The sequence below is a fragment of the Mesorhizobium sp. P2_C7 genome (assembly GCF_056404515.1).
In genome coordinates this window covers 18,489-34,456 of record NZ_JBFUDW010000013.1, presented here as the reverse complement: position 1 = coordinate 34,456, position 15,968 = coordinate 18,489, and the positions used below count along the sequence as shown (strand labels likewise).

Genomic DNA, 15,968 nt, shown 5'->3' with positions numbered 1-15,968 from the left:
TCGCAGGCAGCTCTATTCGGCTGCCTTCGGAAAGGCGATAGCCGGCTCGCTGCCCACATCCGTATCCGGCGTGGCGGTCGACGAGACCTTTCCCTTGTCGCGCCGGAATAGCCGACGGAAAAATGCGTAGAAGCGGCTGTTCTTGCTGCGGGTGAAGATCATCAGCATCGACGGCGTCACCACCAGCGTCAGCAGGGTGGCAAAGGACAGGCCGAAGACGATCGCCGACGACAGCGAGATCCACCATTGCGTCGACGGCGCGTTGATGGTCGTCTCATGATGGAAGATTTCGAGACCGAGGCCAAAGGCGATCGGCAGCACGCCGAGGATCGCCGACACCGCCGTCAGCACAACCGGACGGGCCCGTTCGCGGCAGGTCTGCAACACCGCTTCCATCTTGTCCCAGCCTTCTTCACGCAGCCGGTCATAGGTATCGATCAGCACGATGTTGTTGTTCACCACCACACCGGCCAGCGCGATGACGCCGATGCCCGACATGACGATGCCGAAGGCCTCTCCCGTCAACAGCAGTCCCAGGAACACGCCGATCGTCGCCATCACCACGCAGGACAGCACCATCAGCACACTGGTGAATTTGTTGAACTGCATCAGCAGCACGAGGAAGATCAGGAAGATCGCCGCGCCGAAGGCCTTGCCGAGGAAGGCGCTGGCCTCCGCGCTGTCCTCGTTGGAACCGGCCAGCTTCCAGCGTATGCCGCTGCCGAGATCCATATCGGCGACAGCCTTGGTGACCTCCTGCTGCACGGCCGCGACCTGGGTGCCGGCGGCGACGTTTGCCTGGACGACCACCGTGCGGGCGCCATCGATGCGGTTGAGGATACCAACCGTCGGCTCGGGCTTGCGCACGACGAAATTCGAGATCGGCACCGAGCCTTGCGAGGTCTGCACCCTCAACTCGTCGAGCGTCGACAGTGTGCGCCGGTCTTCGGGCAGGCGCAGCCGGATGTCGACGGCATCGTCAGCACCTGCCGGCCGGTATTCCGAGAGCTTCAGGCCATTGGTCACCAGCTGCACCACCGTTCCGACCGAAGTCGGGCTGATGCCGTACTGCGCCGCCTTGGCGCGATCGACCTCGAGCGCCCAGTCGACGCCGGGCGGCGGCAGGCCGTCGGAAATATCGATGACGCCGGGCACCTTGGCAATGCGCGCCGCGACGGCGCGCGCCTTGTCGTCGAGCCCCTTGGGATCGATCGCCGAAAGCCTGATCTGGATCGGCTTGCCGGTTGGCGGACCGGCTTCAGGTACACGAACCTCGACATCGACACCGGGAATGCCGGCCATGACGCCACGCAACTCGTCCAGGATCTGGTTCGCCGACTTGCGCTCGCGCCAGTCGATGAATTCATACTGGATGACGCCGACCACGTCTTCCGGAACATCCTGCCCGCCGCCTTGCGTCTTGCCGACGCGGGTGTAGACCGATTTGATGCCGGGCCAGCCGAGCAGCCTGTTTTCGGCGGTCTTGGTCGCGGTATCCATTTCGGCCAGCGAAAGGTTGCCGCGGGCGTGCACGTAGAGCAGGCCGTAGTCTGGCTCGACACTGGGGAAGAACTCGACACCGGCGCCATATTTCGAATAGGCAAAGCCGACGCCGAACAGCAGCGCCACGGTCAGCACCAGCACGGTGATGGGGAACCGCACCGCCTGCTTGACGACGGCCATGTACCAGCCGTCGCGATTGTCATCCGCATGGTGCTCGGGTGCCTTGGCGAAGATCGCCCCCAGCGTCGGCGCGAACACCAGCGCGTAGAGCATCGACGCCGACAGCGTGACGATCAGCGTGATCGGCATGTATTTCATAAAGTCGCCGATGATGCCCGGCCAGAACAGCAGCGGCGAGAAGGCGGCGATGCGCGTCATCGTCGCGGCGATGACCGGGCCGGCCATGCGCTTGGCAGCAAGCGCGAAAGCTTCCGCCTTCGGCATGCCCTCGCCCATGCGCCGCTCGGCGAATTCGGTGACGATGATGGCATCGTCGACAAGCATGCCAACCGCCAGGATCAGGCTGAACAGCACGATCATGTTGATCGTGTAGCCCATCATCGCAAGCAACAGGATGCCGATCAGGAACGATGATGGAATGGCCAGGCCGATCAACAGTGAGGCACGGCCGGACAGCGCGTAGAGGATGACGATGAACACCAGGATGACGGCGATCATAACATGGTTCTGCAGATCGCCGAGCAGCTGGTTGACGAAGACCGACTTGTCCTGCGTGTAGGTGACATTCATGCCTTGCGGCATGGTCTTGACGAAGGCGTCGGAGACCTCCCTGACCTTGGCGAGCGTGTCGATCAAATTGGCGCCGATGCGCTTTTTCACTTCGATGGCAATGGCCGGCTTGCCGTTGAGGCGGGTCACCGTCTCGGCATCCTTGAAAGTGGAGCGGATCGTCGCGATGTCCTTGGCCTGAACCACGGCATTGGGGCCGGCGACCACCGGCAGCGCCGCCACATCCTCGGGCGTCTCGATCAGTGACGGCACCTTGACGGCGTATTTGCCCTCCGAGCCCTCGATATTGCCGGCGGCGACCAGGCTGTTGGAGTTGCCGACCGCACCGATCAGCTGATCGAGCTGCAGCCCGTAGGAAGACAGCTTCATCGGGTCGATGACGACCTCGACGAGGTCGTCGCGCGCGCCCTGCAGCGAGCCTTCGAGAACGCCGGGCACTTCCTCGATGCGGTCGCGCAGTTCGCGCGCGGCAGCGGTCAGCACACGCTCGGGCAATTCGCCTGACAGAGTGACGACGAGGACGGGAAATTCGGAGATATTGACCTCGGTAACAACAGGCTCTTCAGCCGCCTGCGGCAGGTCGGCCTTGCCATCCTGCACCTTGCTGCGCGTGTCCTGCAGTGCCGTCGCCAGGTTGGTCTGCGGCTGGAACTCGACCAGCACGTAGCCGCCGCCCTGGAAGGCGGCCGAGCGCATTTCCTTGAGGCCCTTCAGGCTCTTCAGTTTGCTTTCCATCGGCCGCAACAGAAGGCGCTCTGAATCCTCGGGCGAAATGCCCTGATAGATCAGGCTGACATACATCATCGGAATCGGAACGTCTGGTTCCGCTTCCTTTGGCGTTGACTGATAAGCAACCCAGCCTGCGAGCAGAAGGAAGACCAGGACCGAGATGGTCAGGCGGGCATTGTTGATTGCGAGTCTGACGATATCCATGGCTAACGCCTGTTTTCGAATTTCAGGAGCTGCGTCGCAGCCGATTCTCCCCGCCCAGGGCCGGTCCGTCGCGACCCCTTCTATTGCGTCCCGGCGGTCGCCTCGCCCAGCAGCTTCCGGAGGGTCGCCTGGTCGGCCTCGACCGGGTTGACCTCATCGCCTTCCTTCACCAGTTCCTGGCCTGCGACGATGATGCGCGCGTCGGCCGGGATGCCGCCGAGAACGAGGCCGGTCGGTGTGTCGTCGACGAGGTCGATCGGGAAGAACGCCACTTTGTTGTCCTTACCGACGGCACGGATGCCGAGGTCGCCCTTGTCGCCCAGCGTCACCACCGAGCGCGGCAGCACGACCGCGTCGGTCGGTTGAGCGTTGAGCGCGATTTCCGCCGTCATGCCGGCGGGCACGGAGCCGTCGCCATTGGGGATCGCCACCTCGACGCGGAAGGTGCGGGTCGCCGACGAGGCGTCGCGGCTGATGTAGCGCACGGTGCCTTCGACCGTCTGGCCGCTGACCAGCCGGACATTGGCCTTGTCGCCGAGCTTGAGGTAGCCGAGGTCGCGCTCGCTGATTTCGCCGCGGGCGATCACCGGGTCAAGCTTGAGGATGGTTGCCACCTCGCCGCCCTCCATGATGGAACTGCCGAGTTCCACCGGCACCCGGTCGATAACGCCGTCGAAAGGTGCCCTCACCTCATTGCGCTCGAGTAAGGCCTGTGCCGTTTCCAGCATCGACTGCGCAGAAGTCAGGTTCGAGCGCGCTGTATCGAGCTGCAGCTTCGGCAAATTGCCTGACTTCATCAGTCGCAGAGCTGCGTCCAACTCAGCCTGGCGCTGCACTACCAATTGCTTGGCGTTGTCGACCATGGAGATCTTTTCTTCGGCCGCAAGCATCAGCACCAGATCTCCGGTCTTGACGTGCTGGCCCTGCTTGACCGGCAACTTGTCGATGACACCGGCAACGCGCGTCCCCAGCACGGCCCGCTTGTCGGCTTCGGTCAACCCGGAAACGCGGATGGCGCGCGCATAGGTCTTGCGCGGCGGCGTCACCACAGCGACGGTGCGCATCGGTGCCTTCGGCTCGGCTTCAGCAGCCTTGGGCTTGTTCGCGTCCGGTGCCTTGCCCTGCTCGACTTCGGCAGCCTTGGCCTTGTTGGCGGCGACGCTGCCGACCGACGAAAACTCGCCTGTCGCCATCCAGGCCGCGAAACCAATGAGCACAACAACGGCTGCAAGCTTGTGAAACCTGATTCTCATCGTCGTTTTTTCCACTGCGGATTCGGCCAGCGTCCTCATAACGCGGGCGCGTCGCCGATATGGGTGCGCGCCAGGCCATCTTCAATTTGCCGTGATCGGCGAAGCGCGCTTCTACATCAAAGTTGCACTGCGATATAGCCTTAAAGTTGCAAGACCATTACGGCACAGGGCAAGGTGAACCCACCGCCAACCAGTTTTCGATCGCTTCAAAGGTTGCTTCGGCCGAACCCGGAGCCGGCTCACGGTTCGACCCCGGCGCCCAGCCCCAGCCGACCAACCTGTCGTCGCGAACATGCAGCGCGATATCGTCCAAACTGCGACCGCCATTGCGCGCCGGATCCTTGATCTGGGCGCAGATTTCGGCGGAGGATTTCCCGAACCAGGCCATCTCGGCCGGCGCCAGGCGCCAGTTCTCGGCTCCGGGCGGTCCATGCAATGCATTGGAATTGCTTGCGAAATGGCAAGTCGTGCAGCGCAGACCAGGATTGCCGAAGCCCGATCCGTCGTCACCGCGCTGGACATTGAAGGCGTGCACGCGCGTGCCGCCATAATGCGCACCCGACCAGCGCGGTCGGCCGTCCGCGACATGACAATCGGCGCAGCGCGGGTGTGAGAACACCGCATAAATCTTGTCCCATTCGGACAGGCCCTTGGTCATGTCGACCGCCTGGCTCGGTGATGTTTGGCTCTCCTGTGCGGTTGCGAACGACGCCACAAAGACGAGCATGGCAGCAGGCGTCAGCATGATGAGGAGCCTCTTCATGCGAAGGCCACCGTTTTCGACAAAGGCAGCGTGCGGATGCGCTTGCCGGTGAGCGCGAAGATGGCATTGGCCAGCGCCGGTGCGGCCGGCGGAGTGCCAACCTCGCCGACGCCACCCATCTTGTGGAAATTTTCCAGGATGGCGACTTCGAAGACCGGGCACTGGAAGATCCGCATGGCGTCGAAATCGTGGAAGTTCGACTGTTCGACCATACCGTCGGCGAAGGTGATCTCCTGTCCCATGGCCGCCGAAAGACCGTAGATGGCGGCGGAAATCAGCTGCGCCTCGATGATGCCCGGATCAAGCGCGGTGCCGGCATCGGCCGCGATCCATACCTTCTCGATGCGGATGCCGGCCGGCGTATCCGCCACCTGGATGATCTCGCCGACCCAACTGCCGAAGGACAGCGTGAAGGCCATGCCCTTGGCCTTGCCAGCGGGCAGCGCCTCACCCCATTTCGCCATCGCTGCGACTTTCTCCACCACCTTCACCGCTGCGGGATAGGCGGCCATCAGCTTCTTGCGCATCTCGACCGGATCGATTTTGCCGGCAGTGGCAATCTCGTCCATGAAGCTCTCATGGAAGAAGCCGTTGATCGAACTGCCGACCGATCGCCAGGAGCCGACGGGAATGGAGACGGGGGCGGCAACACCACTCACCCGATAGTTCGGGATGGTGTAGGGCTGGTCATAGGCGCCGTCGACGATGCTTTTGTCGGGTCCAAGCGGCGAGATCGAGGGAAACAGCCGGCGCAAGGTGCTGGCTATCATGGATGGCGAGGCGATCTTCATGTCGATGGCGATGGGCATGCCGTCGTCGCCGAGCCGCGCCTGGAACTTGCCGACCGCGGCCGGCCGGTAGGCGTCGTGGCGCATGTCTTCTTCACGCGTCCACGTCACCTTGACCGGACGCCCGTCTGTCGCCTTCGCCATCAGTGCGGCGCACAGCGCGTAGTCCATCTCGACGCGGCGGCCGAAACCGCCGCCCATGAAGGTGGTGTGCACGATGACCTTGTCCTGCTCGATGCCGACCGCGTTGGCGCAAAGCTGCCGCACCAGGGTCGGCGCCTGGTTGCCGCACCAGATGTCGAGGGCACCATCCTTGAACCGCGCCGTGGCGTTCATCGGCTCCATCGTCGCATGCGCCAGATAGGGCACCGCATAGTCTGCCTCGACCATCCTTTCGCGTGGCGCGTCGGCAAAGGCGGTATCGACATCGCCATTGTCACGCATCGCCGAACCCTTGGTGCCGAGCGCCTGTTTGAGCACGTCGGAAATGGCGGCGCTGCTGAGCGGATATTCGGGATCCGCCCACTGGGCGTCGATGGCATCGGCCGCCTTGAAGGCCGCCCAGGTATTTTCCGCGATGATGCCGAAGCCATGACCGTAATTCGTCTCGAGCGCTACGATCTTGATCACGCCGGGCATTTTCTCGGCTTTGGCGAGATCAGCCTTGACCGGCTTGGCCCAGAAGCGCGGGCTCATCTTGACCGTGCCGTAGAGCATGTCTGGCAGCCTGACATCGATGCCGAAGATCGGTGCCCCGGTGACCTTGGCCAGCATGTCGATGCGCTTCTGCGGCTTTCCCAGCAGTTTCCAGTCGGCCCTGTCCTTGAGCCTGACTTCGGCCGGCGGCGCCATGGCGGCGGCAGCCGCGGCAACCGCGCCATAGGTCAGCGACTTCCCAGATGCCTTATGCAGGATCGACCCATTGGCCGTTTCCAGATCGGCGGCGGCAACGCCGAGTTTCTGCGCCGCCGCGGCGATCAGCAATTGGCGGGCTGCGGCGCCCGCCTGGCGCATCTTGTCGAAACCGTCGCGCACCGAAGCCGAGCCGCCGGTGGCCTGGACAGCAAGGAGCTTGCCGACCACGCCGAGACCTGAGCGCACCGCCTGCGCGGTCATGCTCTCGTCGAAGAAGGCGAACGGGCCGCCCTCTTCGAGGATCGCGGCGTTGTAATAGGCATAGGAGGCCGGGCCGGGCTCGACCTTGACCTGATCGAGACCGACATCGAGCTCTTCGGCGACCATGACGGCCAGCGTCGTCGAAATGCCTTGCCCCATCTCGGCGCGCGGCGCCACGATGGTGATGGTGTTGTCGGCGCCGATCTTCACATAAGGGTTGAACGTCGCCTCGCCCTTGCCGAGGTCGGTCTCGAGCGGGTTCGGAAACGGTTTGCGATAATAGTAGTAGCCGACGGCCACGCCGCCCGCCACGGCAGCCGCGCCGATCAGGAACGTGCGGCGAGCAATCTTTCCGACACTGGCCATGGTCAGAGCCCCGCCGTCTTGAGCGTGGCGGCCTTCTTGATGGCCGAGCGGATCCTCGGATAGGTGCCGCAGCGGCAAAGATTGCCGCCCATGGCGTTGTCGATGTCGGCGTCGCTGGGATCTGCGACCTCGTCGAGCAGTGCCACCGCGCTCATGATCTGGCCGGCCTGGCAGTAGCCGCATTGCGCGACCTGTTCCTCCAGCCATGCCTGTTGCACCGGATGGAGCTTGTCCGCCGTGCCGATGCCTTCGATGGTGGTGACGGCGCCGCCGACCTCGCCGACCGGGAGCGAGCAGGAGCGCACCGGCTGACCGTCGACATGCACGGTGCAGGCGCCGCAGGCGGCGATGCCGCAGCCGTACTTCGGTCCGGTCTTGCCAATGAGATCGCGCAACGCCCACAGCAGCGGCATGTCGGGATCGGCGTTGATGTCGAATGACTGCCCATCGACGATGAGGCGCATGGGGATACCCTTTTGTTGTCGTCCACAGCCCAATGGCGAAGCGTCCCCTTCGGTCGCTTCATTTCTATACAGATTGACAAATTACGTCATTTTGTCAATTAAGATTTTACAGGATAATGTTGTCCCATGAATCAGATCGAAGACATCGCCACCGCTGACCCCAAACGCGTCCGTATCCTGGATGGCGCAATGAAGGTGTTTTTGGCTTATGGCTTCTCCCGCACCACCATGGACGACATCGCCCGCGCCGCCGACATGTCGCGGCCGGCGCTCTATCTCCTGTTCAAGAACAAGACCGACATTTTCCGCGCCATCGCCATGATGGTGCTGTCGCGCTCGGTCGAGTCGGCGAAAATGGCTCTGGCCGGCGATGGCGCTTTCACTGAGCGTATGACGCGAGCCATCGACGAGGCGTTCATCTCGATGATGAGCGCGGTCGTTGCCTCGCCGCACGGCGCCGAATTGCTGGACATGAAATCGAGCCTTGGCGATCTGGTCGGCTGCTGGCGCGGCGGTCTTGTCGAACATATCGCCGCCGCGATCGAGGGCGAGGCTGCCAGGAACGGCGCCGATCTCACCGCCAAGGGCCTGTCGGCGCAACTGCTTGCCGACATGCTGCTCGACGGGCTGGAAGGCATGAAGGCGCGGATCAGCGATCCCAGCGGGCAGCGGCAGGCCGCTGCCGCCCTGATCAGGGTGATCGACCTGACCCTAAAAGCTGGATGAAGACAGGAAGCCAGGCTGTGCCGATTTTCGGGTCAGGCGCGACGGCGCTCTGCCTCCGGGTTCTTGCGCACAGCGAGGAATTCCTTGACCCGCCGGCCAGGTGCGGGACCACGCACCGGCTTGAAGCCGTCATCGAGCTCGCCTGACAGATCGAGCGTCGGGCGCTTGCCGACCGCATCGTAATTCTCCTCCAGCCAGTCGCTGGCGGCGGTGCGGCCGAGATCGCGCATATAGCTCAGGAACGCCCATTCGGCATTGACCTTCGACGACGCCGACAGGTCCTTGAACGCCTCGTCGGCATCGATGCGGTGCATACGGATGTCGCGGTATTCGCCATGCGGCAGGCGGCCGGCGGCGATCAGTTCCTTGACAAAGGCGATCGAGCGGAATTCGCGCAACAGCCCGGCGTTGAAGGTGATCTCGTCGATGCGGTTCTGGATCTCGTTGGCGCTCCTTGGCGTTCCTTCCCGCACCACCGGATTGATCTGCACCAGAAGCACGTCCTCGGTCGCTGCAGTCTTGAAGAACGGATAAAGCGCCGGATTGCCGCCATAGCCGCCATCCCAATAGGGCACGCCCTTGATCTCGACGGCGCGGAACAGTTGCGGCAGGCAAGCCGAGGCCATCACCGTGTCGAGATCGATCTCGCCGTCGGAAAAGACGCGCAACTGCCCGGTTTCGACATTGGTCGCCGAAATGAACAGTTCCATCGACTTGCAAGCGCGAACATTGGCGAAATTAATCTCCTTCTGCACGACGTCACGCAGCGGGTTGAGGCCCAGTGGGTTGGCGACATAGGGCGAAAATACCCGCGACATGGTGTCGAAGAAGACATAGCCCGGCGTGTTCTCGATCGACCAATTGCCCCAGGCGACATCCCACGGCATGCGCTGCACCGGGCTGAACCGGCCCTTTGCCGCCACCGCGCGCCAGAAATCATCGAGCTTTTGCCGTGCTCCCTCAACGCCGCCACGCACGAAGCCGTCGGCTAGCGCCACCGCGTTCATGGCGCCAGCGCTGGTCCCGGACACCGCTGCGATCTCCAGCCTGCCATCCTCCAGCAGCCGGTCGAGCACACCCCATGAAAAGGCCCCGTGCGAGCCGCCGCCCTGAAGCGCGATGTTGATCTTCTTGGTTTCCTCCGCCTTGCCGTTTTTCGTCATGGCGTTCCTGTCGTTTTGGATGCTGCAGGCCTCATCACGCCCGAGGATCGGGGCGGTTCGGTTACAGCGGACCTATGTTGCAGTGCAGCATATAAGTCCTGACCAAGGCAAGAACACGAACACGGTCGCGTGATCACATGAAATTTCGGTCATGGAGAACCGCCTCGCCGCTTCGGAGCGGAGGAGGCGGCATCCATCGAAACAGGCAGACAGCCTCAGGCAACGAGGTCCGGCACCGGCCCGACGTAGCGCGACTGCGGCCGGATCAACCGTCCGGTCGTCTGCTGTTCACGGGCGTGCGCAATCCAGCCGGTGACACGCCCGGCGGCGAAGACGTTGCTGAATGCCTCCTTGGGGAAACCCGCCGCCTCCAGCACCAGCGCGGTGTAGAACTCGACGTTGGTCTGCAGCGAGCGCGACGGCTTGGCGATCCGCAGCACGTCGAGCGCGGCTTGCTCCACTGTCTCCGCGAAGGCCAGCCGGCGACCGGTTTCGCTCTTGCCGCCGAGTTGCCGCACGACCGCCTTCAGCACGTCGGCACGCGGATCGCGCACGCGGTAGATGCGATGGCCGAAGCCCATGATGCGCTCGCCATGCGCGACCTCGTCGCGCAGCCAGCCGGCGGCATCGCCATGCGCCTCGATCGCATCCAGCATTTCGATCACCGGACCGGGCGCGCCGCCATGCAGCGGCCCCTTGAGCGCGCCGAGCCCGGCCAGCACAGACGATGTCAGGCCGGCCTGCGTCGACGCGACCACGCGGGTGGCGAAGGTCGAGGCATTGAGGCCATGATCGCAGACGGTCACCAGATAGGTTTCGAGCGCCTTCGCCAGCGCCGGCGAGGCGGCACGACCGCTGAGCATCCTCAACATGTCGGCGGCATGATCGGACACGCTGTCCGGCGCGATGGGCGCCTCACCGCGCCGTAGGCGAAGCAAGGCCGGCGTCAGCACCGCGGGCGCCGCAACCAGCCGCAGCGCGTCCGGCAAAGTCTCGCCGTCCGGCAGCAGCGCCATGCCGGCGCGCATGGCGCTGTAGACGTCGAGCGGAGTCAACAAGGGCAATGAGGGCAAAAGCCGCTCGAACACTTCTGCGCGCGCATGGCCCAGCGCTCGCGCCATTTCGGCATCGCGGGGAAGATCTTCGAAGAAGCCATCGAGCAGCAGGCTGACCACCTGCGCGTAGCTCCAGCGTCCGGCCAGGTCCCGCAGGGAATGGCCGCGGATGGTCAGATGGCCGCCAAGACCATCCACGTCGGAGAGGACGGTTTCAGCCGCCACAACGTCGTCGAGCCCATTCGCCATAGCCTGCCTCCTTGATCCATTTCCGTATCAGAGATAAGGCTAGGCAATCTGCCGATCAATCTTGATCAATATAATCAATATCAGAGTTCGATATGTCCGAGTGGTTGTCGCGGGAAGAGGCGCTGGAAAGGCTCAAGGTGCGGCCCCAGACGCTCTACGCCTATGTCAGCCGTGGCCGCATCGGCATGCAACCGGACCGCGCCGATCCGCGCCGCAGCCAATATCGTGCCGACGACATAGCGGCACTGGCAACGCGAAGGGCGCGAGGACGCAGCCCGTCGGCCATCGCCGAAAGCGCCATTGCCTGGGGCGAACCGTCGATCGTCACCTCGATCTCGACCGTCCTGCACGGTCATCTTGTCTATCGTGGCCAGGACGCCGTTGCGCTTTCAGCGAGTGCCACGCTGGAAGAAATAGCAGCAGTGCTCTGGGCGCTGCCTGAACCGGTGGCCTTCCGAGCGCCGGCGCCGGATGCGGCCCACCAACCCGGCCGGGCCTCGGCCTTTGCGCAACTTGCCGTGCTTGCCGGCCAGGGGCGGCCTTCACTCGGGCGCAGCGCCACCTCGCTGCATGCCGATGCCGCGCACGCGGTCGGCGTGTTGGCCAGCGCCTTGGGCGCATCGGCGGGATCGGACCCAGTTCATCGGCGATTGGCGCGGGACTGGTCGGTGGATGCAGCGGGAGCCGATGCGATCCGCCGCGCGCTCGTCCTGCTCGCCGACCACGAACTCAATGCATCGACCTTCGCCGCCCGTGTCGCGGCCTCGACCGGAGCGCCGATGGCCGCTTGCCTGCTCGCTGGGTTGGCGACATTGTCAGGCCCTCGCCATGGCGGCGCCGGCGAAGCGGTGATGCAACTGGCCGAGGATGCGGGGCGGCACGGTGCCGAGGCGGCGATCCGGCGCTGGCTCAGCCATGACCGGCCTCTGCCGAGCTTCGGCCATCCGCTCTATCCCGACGGCGATCCCCGCGCGGCGGCATTGCTGAGCGTGATCGACATCGATGATCTCTCTCAATCGCTGCGTGATGCGGCCCTTGCCGCGACCGGCACGCGCCCGAACATCGACTTCGCATTGGCCGTGCTGACACGCGGCCTTAGCTTGCCGCGCGATGCACCGTTCCGCCTGTTCGCACTCGCACGCAGCGTCGGCTGGGCCGCGCACACGATCGAACAATTGACAAGTGGAAGTGTCATCAGGCCACGCGGCCGCTATGAGGGATTGCTGCCGCGATAGCACTATGCGCCGGCTAGCGGATCTTTCGATCCGAAATCGCTCACGACATCGTGTCGAGCTTGCGCTGCATGGCGGCGATCTGGTCCTTCAGATCCTGAAGGTCGTCGGGCTTTTCCGGTGTTTCCTTCCTGGCCGGCTCGGCCGGGGCCGCGGTTGGCGCGGAACCCGCCGGCGGGAAGGGAGTGAACAGCCGCATCGCATTCTGGAACATTTCCATGTTGCGGCGCGTCTGCTCCTCCAGCGCCTTGATCGGCGTGGTGATCTTCATCATGTCCAGCGGCGACTTGCCGAGCGCACCCTTCATCTGCTCGCGAAAGCGTTCCTGCTCCTTGGAGAAGGCGAGCATGGATTGTTCGAGGAAGCTTGGCACGATCATCTGCATCTGGTCGCCGTAATAGGCGATCAGCTGGCGCAGGAACGGGATCGGCAGCATGTTCTGCCCATCCTTGTTCTCCAGCTCGAAGATGATCTGGGTCAGCACCGGATGGGTGATGTCGTCACCAGTCTTGGCGTCCTGGACGGTGAACTCCTCGCCCTTCTTGACCATCTCGGCGAGGTCCTCGAGCGTCACATAGGTGCTGGTGCCGGTGTTGTAGAGGCGGCGATTGGCGTATTTCTTGATGATGATCGGATCGTCTTTCGCGGCCATCTGCATCCTCCCCGGGACACCGGCGCCCCCGAGTAAGCCGCCGGTAACGATTGTGCCTTTTTTGAGGATATGCGCAAAAGCCTCACAATTCCAAGCAGTTTGTGCACTGCGGCATCATTAAATGCTGCATAGCAGGCAAAATATGCTGCGCAGCAACGGACAGAGTAGCGCCATCGCAAGGCGCGATGTGCTTGCAGCGCATGGGCGCCATGCCCATTTCCGGTTTGACTTGGGTTCTGGAAAGGGCAAGAAAAGTCCTCAACGACAGAACAACACCCTTGAAGTCTGGAGAAGAAAATGTCCGCTTCCATCGTCATTGCCAGTGCGGCGCGTACGCCGGTCGGCTCCTTCAACGGCGCTTTCGCCACCACCCCGGCGCATGAGCTCGGTGCTATCGTCATCAAGGAACTGCTGTCGCGTGCCGGTGTCGAACCAAGCGAGGTCGACGAGGTCATCCTCGGCCAGGTGCTGACCGCCGCTCAGGGTCAGAACCCGGCCCGCCAGGCATCGATCAATGCCGGTCTGCCCAAGGAAACCACGGCCTGGGGCCTCAATCAGGTTTGCGGCTCGGGCCTGCGCGCCATTGCGCTCGGCATGCAGCAGATCGCCACCGGCGATGCCAAGGTTGTCATCGCCGGCGGACAGGAATCGATGTCGCTTTCGGCGCATGCCCAGCACCTGCGCACCGGCGTCAAGATGGGCGACTTCAAGCTGATCGACACCATGATCAAGGACGGACTGTGGGATGCCTTCAACGGCTACCACATGGGCAACACCGCCGAAAACGTCGCTCGTCAGTTCCAGATCACCCGCGACGATCAGGACCAGTTCGCGCTCGCCTCGCAGAACAAGGCCGAGGCGGCGCAGAAGGCCGGCAAGTTCAAGGACGAGATCGTCGCCGTCACCATCAAGGGCAGGAAGGGCGACACCATTGTCGACCAGGACGAGTACATCCGCCACGGCGCCACGCTCGACGCCATGACCAAGCTGAAGCCGGCTTTCGACAAGGATGGCACGGTGACCGCCGCCAACGCCTCCGGCATCAATGACGGCGCCGCCGGTGCGGTGCTGATGAGCGAAGCCGAAGCGGTGAGGCGCGGCATCACCCCGCTGGCGCGCATCGTGTCCTGGGCAACCGCCGGCGTCGACCCGCAGATCATGGGCACCGGTCCGATACCGGCCTCGCGCAAGGCATTGGAAAAGGCCGGCTGGTCGGTCGGCGATCTCGACCTGATCGAGGCCAACGAGGCCTTTGCCGCCCAGGCTTGCGCCGTCAACAAGGACATGGGCTGGGATCCCTCGATCGTCAACGTCAATGGCGGCGCCATTGCCATCGGCCATCCGATCGGTGCTTCGGGTGCCCGCATCTTCAACACGCTGGTTTTCGAGATGCGCCGGCGCGGCGCCAAGAAAGGCCTCGCCACCCTATGCATCGGCGGCGGCATGGGCGTCGCCATGTGCGTGGAAGCGCTCTAGGGATATCACCTGAACGGGCGGCGCGAGCCGCCCGGTCGGTATGCAGTGCCTGCCAAGCCCGACAACAGGGCGATATCAAAATAGGGGAAACGCATGACCAAGGTAGCAATCGTCACAGGCGGATCGCGCGGCATCGGCGCGGCGATCTCGATCGCATTGAAGAACGCCGGCTATTCGGTTGCCGCCAACTACGCCGGCAACGACGACGCGGCGGCGAAATTCAAGGCCGAGACCGGTATCCCGGTCTACAAATGGTCGGTCGCCGACTACGATTCCTGTGCCGCCGGCATCAAGCAGGTCGAGGCTGATCTCGGTCCGGTCTCGGTGCTGGTCAACAATGCCGGCATCACCCGCGACGCCATGTTCCACAAGATCACGCGCGAACAGTGGAAAGAGGTCATCGACACCAATTTGTCGGGCGTCTTCAACATGACGCATCCGCTGTGGAGCGGCATGCGCGACCGCAAGTTCGGCCGCGTCATCACCATCTCCTCGATCAACGGCCAGAAGGGCCAGGCCGGGCAGGTGAATTATTCCGCCGCCAAGGCCGGCGACATCGGCTTTTCGAAGGCACTCGCCCAGGAAGGGGCCCGCGCCGGCATCACCGTCAATGTCATCTGCCCCGGCTATATCGCCACCGAAATGGTCAAGGCGATCGACGAGAAGGTGCTCAACGAGCGCATCATCCCGCAGATCCCGATCGGTCGCCTCGGCGAGCCGGAAGAGATCGCGCGCTGCGTCGTCTTCCTCGCATCCGAAGATGCAGGCTTCATCACCGGCTCGACCATCACAGCCAATGGCGGCCAATACTTCGCCTGAAGCATCTCACTTCGCCTGAAGCATGCCAGGAAAGTGTGAAGCGGTTTTCTGTCCACGGCAGAAGCGCCGGTGTGGGTGGAGAGATCGACGGACCGGCAAACCGGTCCGTCATTCGCCGGCGAGTTTATGCCTTCGACCTGCCCCACGCCGGCTGCTGCCCCATTACGGCACGCAGAGGTTAACAACCACCGGCTGCCCAGTGCAAAAGTGGCTTTGCAACCTGTGGATTCTCGGTGGATAAGCTGTTCGCAACACAAGATATTGGGGTGAACAAAACGGGAATATTCTGGCATCGCCGATTCGTAGCCGATTCGTTCCGGCTTTGAGCGGAGTGTTAACGACGACAGCTGGAATCGCCCGTCAAATCCTTAACGGAGCTTAAGAAAGATCAACAATTTCATAATCTTGGATGAGGTTGGCCAAGGCATTCCAGTCGTTCGCCGGCAAAGGTTAACGACAGAGCTCGCCCTGCATGAAACGGGCCAGTTCGTTGATTCAGCATGTGGTGAGACTCATGGTCACAAAATCCATATGTAGCCGTGAACAAAAGCTGAATCTGGTCGAGTCACTGATTCGTCTCCGATTCGTTCCAGACTCGTTCCAACTGTTAATCCGCAACCATTCTGGAGCTTGACAGGAGACGACTTCGAGCCACCGGTG

The 15,968-nt window shown here is 63.3% G+C and carries 12 protein-coding genes; 4 read left to right on the top strand and 8 right to left on the bottom strand.

The window, feature by feature from the left end:
- Window positions 1–12 precede the first annotated feature (12 nt).
- The 5 genes from AC1D2G_RS24455 to AC1D2G_RS24435 all read right to left on the bottom strand — a co-directional run bounded on the left by AC1D2G_RS24455 (window position 13) and on the right by AC1D2G_RS24435 (window position 7,936).
- On the bottom strand, window positions 13–3,186 hold the full coding sequence (locus AC1D2G_RS24455; RefSeq protein WP_477417200.1) for an efflux RND transporter permease subunit: 3,174 nt from the start codon (window positions 3,184–3,186) through the stop codon (window positions 13–15).
- An 80-nt stretch (window positions 3,187–3,266) separates the two neighbouring features.
- Complete coding sequence (locus AC1D2G_RS24450) at window positions 3,267–4,439, bottom strand: efflux RND transporter periplasmic adaptor subunit (protein WP_477417198.1); 1,173 nt, start codon at window positions 4,437–4,439, stop codon at window positions 3,267–3,269.
- Between the two features lie 157 nt (window positions 4,440–4,596).
- On the bottom strand, window positions 4,597–5,202 hold the full coding sequence (locus tag AC1D2G_RS24445; protein ID WP_477417196.1) for a hypothetical protein: 606 nt from the start codon (window positions 5,200–5,202) through the stop codon (window positions 4,597–4,599).
- Window positions 5,199–7,472 carry a xanthine dehydrogenase family protein molybdopterin-binding subunit gene (locus AC1D2G_RS24440; protein WP_477417194.1) on the bottom strand — a complete coding sequence of 758 codons (2,274 nt, stop codon included), beginning with the start codon at window positions 7,470–7,472 and terminating at the stop codon, window positions 5,199–5,201. The genes AC1D2G_RS24445 and AC1D2G_RS24440 overlap by 4 nt, the downstream gene beginning before the upstream one ends.
- A 2-nt stretch (window positions 7,473–7,474) precedes the next feature.
- Window positions 7,475–7,936, bottom strand: a complete 462-nt coding sequence (locus AC1D2G_RS24435; protein ID WP_477417193.1) for a (2Fe-2S)-binding protein — start codon at window positions 7,934–7,936, stop codon at window positions 7,475–7,477.
- 126 nt (window positions 7,937–8,062) lie between these two features.
- Between AC1D2G_RS24435 and AC1D2G_RS24430 the strand changes: the two genes are divergently transcribed.
- On the top strand, window positions 8,063–8,662 hold the full coding sequence (locus tag AC1D2G_RS24430; RefSeq protein ID WP_477417191.1) for a TetR/AcrR family transcriptional regulator: 600 nt from the start codon (window positions 8,063–8,065) through the stop codon (window positions 8,660–8,662).
- A gap of 32 nt (window positions 8,663–8,694) precedes the next feature.
- Here the strand turns inward: AC1D2G_RS24430 and AC1D2G_RS24425 are convergent, their stop codons facing one another.
- The gene (locus AC1D2G_RS24425) at window positions 8,695–9,825 is read right to left on the bottom strand and encodes a patatin-like phospholipase family protein (RefSeq protein WP_095089447.1); all 1,131 of its coding nucleotides are present in this window, start codon (window positions 9,823–9,825) and stop codon (window positions 8,695–8,697) included.
- 215 nt (window positions 9,826–10,040) lie between these two features.
- Window positions 10,041–11,129, bottom strand: coding sequence for a citrate synthase/methylcitrate synthase (locus tag AC1D2G_RS24420; RefSeq protein ID WP_477417189.1), 1,089 nt, complete (start codon window positions 11,127–11,129; stop codon window positions 10,041–10,043).
- 92 nt (window positions 11,130–11,221) lie between these two features.
- Between AC1D2G_RS24420 and AC1D2G_RS24415 the strand changes: the two genes are divergently transcribed.
- Window positions 11,222–12,364 (top strand): citrate/2-methylcitrate synthase, encoded by a 1,143-nt coding sequence (locus AC1D2G_RS24415; RefSeq protein ID WP_477417187.1) that lies wholly within the window; start codon window positions 11,222–11,224, stop codon window positions 12,362–12,364.
- 40 nt (window positions 12,365–12,404) lie between these two features.
- On the opposite strand, the gene phaR is transcribed toward AC1D2G_RS24415, so the two are convergent.
- Complete coding sequence (gene phaR / locus AC1D2G_RS24410; protein WP_477417185.1) at window positions 12,405–13,013, bottom strand: polyhydroxyalkanoate synthesis repressor PhaR; 609 nt, start codon at window positions 13,011–13,013, stop codon at window positions 12,405–12,407.
- A 297-nt stretch (window positions 13,014–13,310) separates the two neighbouring features.
- On the opposite strand from phaR, the gene AC1D2G_RS24405 reads away from it, so the two are divergent.
- Complete coding sequence (locus AC1D2G_RS24405) at window positions 13,311–14,489, top strand: acetyl-CoA C-acetyltransferase (RefSeq protein WP_477417183.1); 1,179 nt, start codon at window positions 13,311–13,313, stop codon at window positions 14,487–14,489.
- Window positions 14,490–14,582: 93 nt separating this feature from the next.
- Window positions 14,583–15,308: an acetoacetyl-CoA reductase gene (gene phbB / locus AC1D2G_RS24400; protein ID WP_095089455.1), complete on the top strand. Its 726-nt coding sequence runs from the start codon at window positions 14,583–14,585 to the stop codon at window positions 15,306–15,308.
- Window positions 15,309–15,968 lie beyond the last annotated feature (660 nt).

Bases quoted from the DNA above. Each gene is read 5' to 3' on its own strand.
- AC1D2G_RS24420 (WP_477417189.1), bottom strand. From the start codon at position 11,129: ATGGCGAATGGGCTCGACGACGTTGTGGCGGCTGAAACCGTCCTCTCC.
- AC1D2G_RS24425 (WP_095089447.1), bottom strand. From the start codon at position 9,825: ATGACGAAAAACGGCAAGGCGGAGGAAACCAAGAAGATCAACATCGCG.
- AC1D2G_RS24430 (WP_477417191.1), top strand. From the start codon at position 8,063: ATGAATCAGATCGAAGACATCGCCACCGCTGACCCCAAACGCGTCCGT.
- AC1D2G_RS24440 (WP_477417194.1), bottom strand. From the start codon at position 7,472: ATGGCCAGTGTCGGAAAGATTGCTCGCCGCACGTTCCTGATCGGCGCG.
- AC1D2G_RS24415 (WP_477417187.1), top strand. From the start codon at position 11,222: ATGTCCGAGTGGTTGTCGCGGGAAGAGGCGCTGGAAAGGCTCAAGGTG.
- AC1D2G_RS24435 (WP_477417193.1), bottom strand. From the start codon at position 7,936: ATGCGCCTCATCGTCGATGGGCAGTCATTCGACATCAACGCCGATCCC.
- phaR (WP_477417185.1), bottom strand. From the start codon at position 13,013: ATGGCCGCGAAAGACGATCCGATCATCATCAAGAAATACGCCAATCGC.
- AC1D2G_RS24445 (WP_477417196.1), bottom strand. From the start codon at position 5,202: ATGAAGAGGCTCCTCATCATGCTGACGCCTGCTGCCATGCTCGTCTTT.
- AC1D2G_RS24455 (WP_477417200.1), bottom strand. From the start codon at position 3,186: ATGGATATCGTCAGACTCGCAATCAACAATGCCCGCCTGACCATCTCG.
- AC1D2G_RS24450 (WP_477417198.1), bottom strand. From the start codon at position 4,439: ATGAGAATCAGGTTTCACAAGCTTGCAGCCGTTGTTGTGCTCATTGGT.
- phbB (WP_095089455.1), top strand. From the start codon at position 14,583: ATGACCAAGGTAGCAATCGTCACAGGCGGATCGCGCGGCATCGGCGCG.
- AC1D2G_RS24405 (WP_477417183.1), top strand. From the start codon at position 13,311: ATGTCCGCTTCCATCGTCATTGCCAGTGCGGCGCGTACGCCGGTCGGC.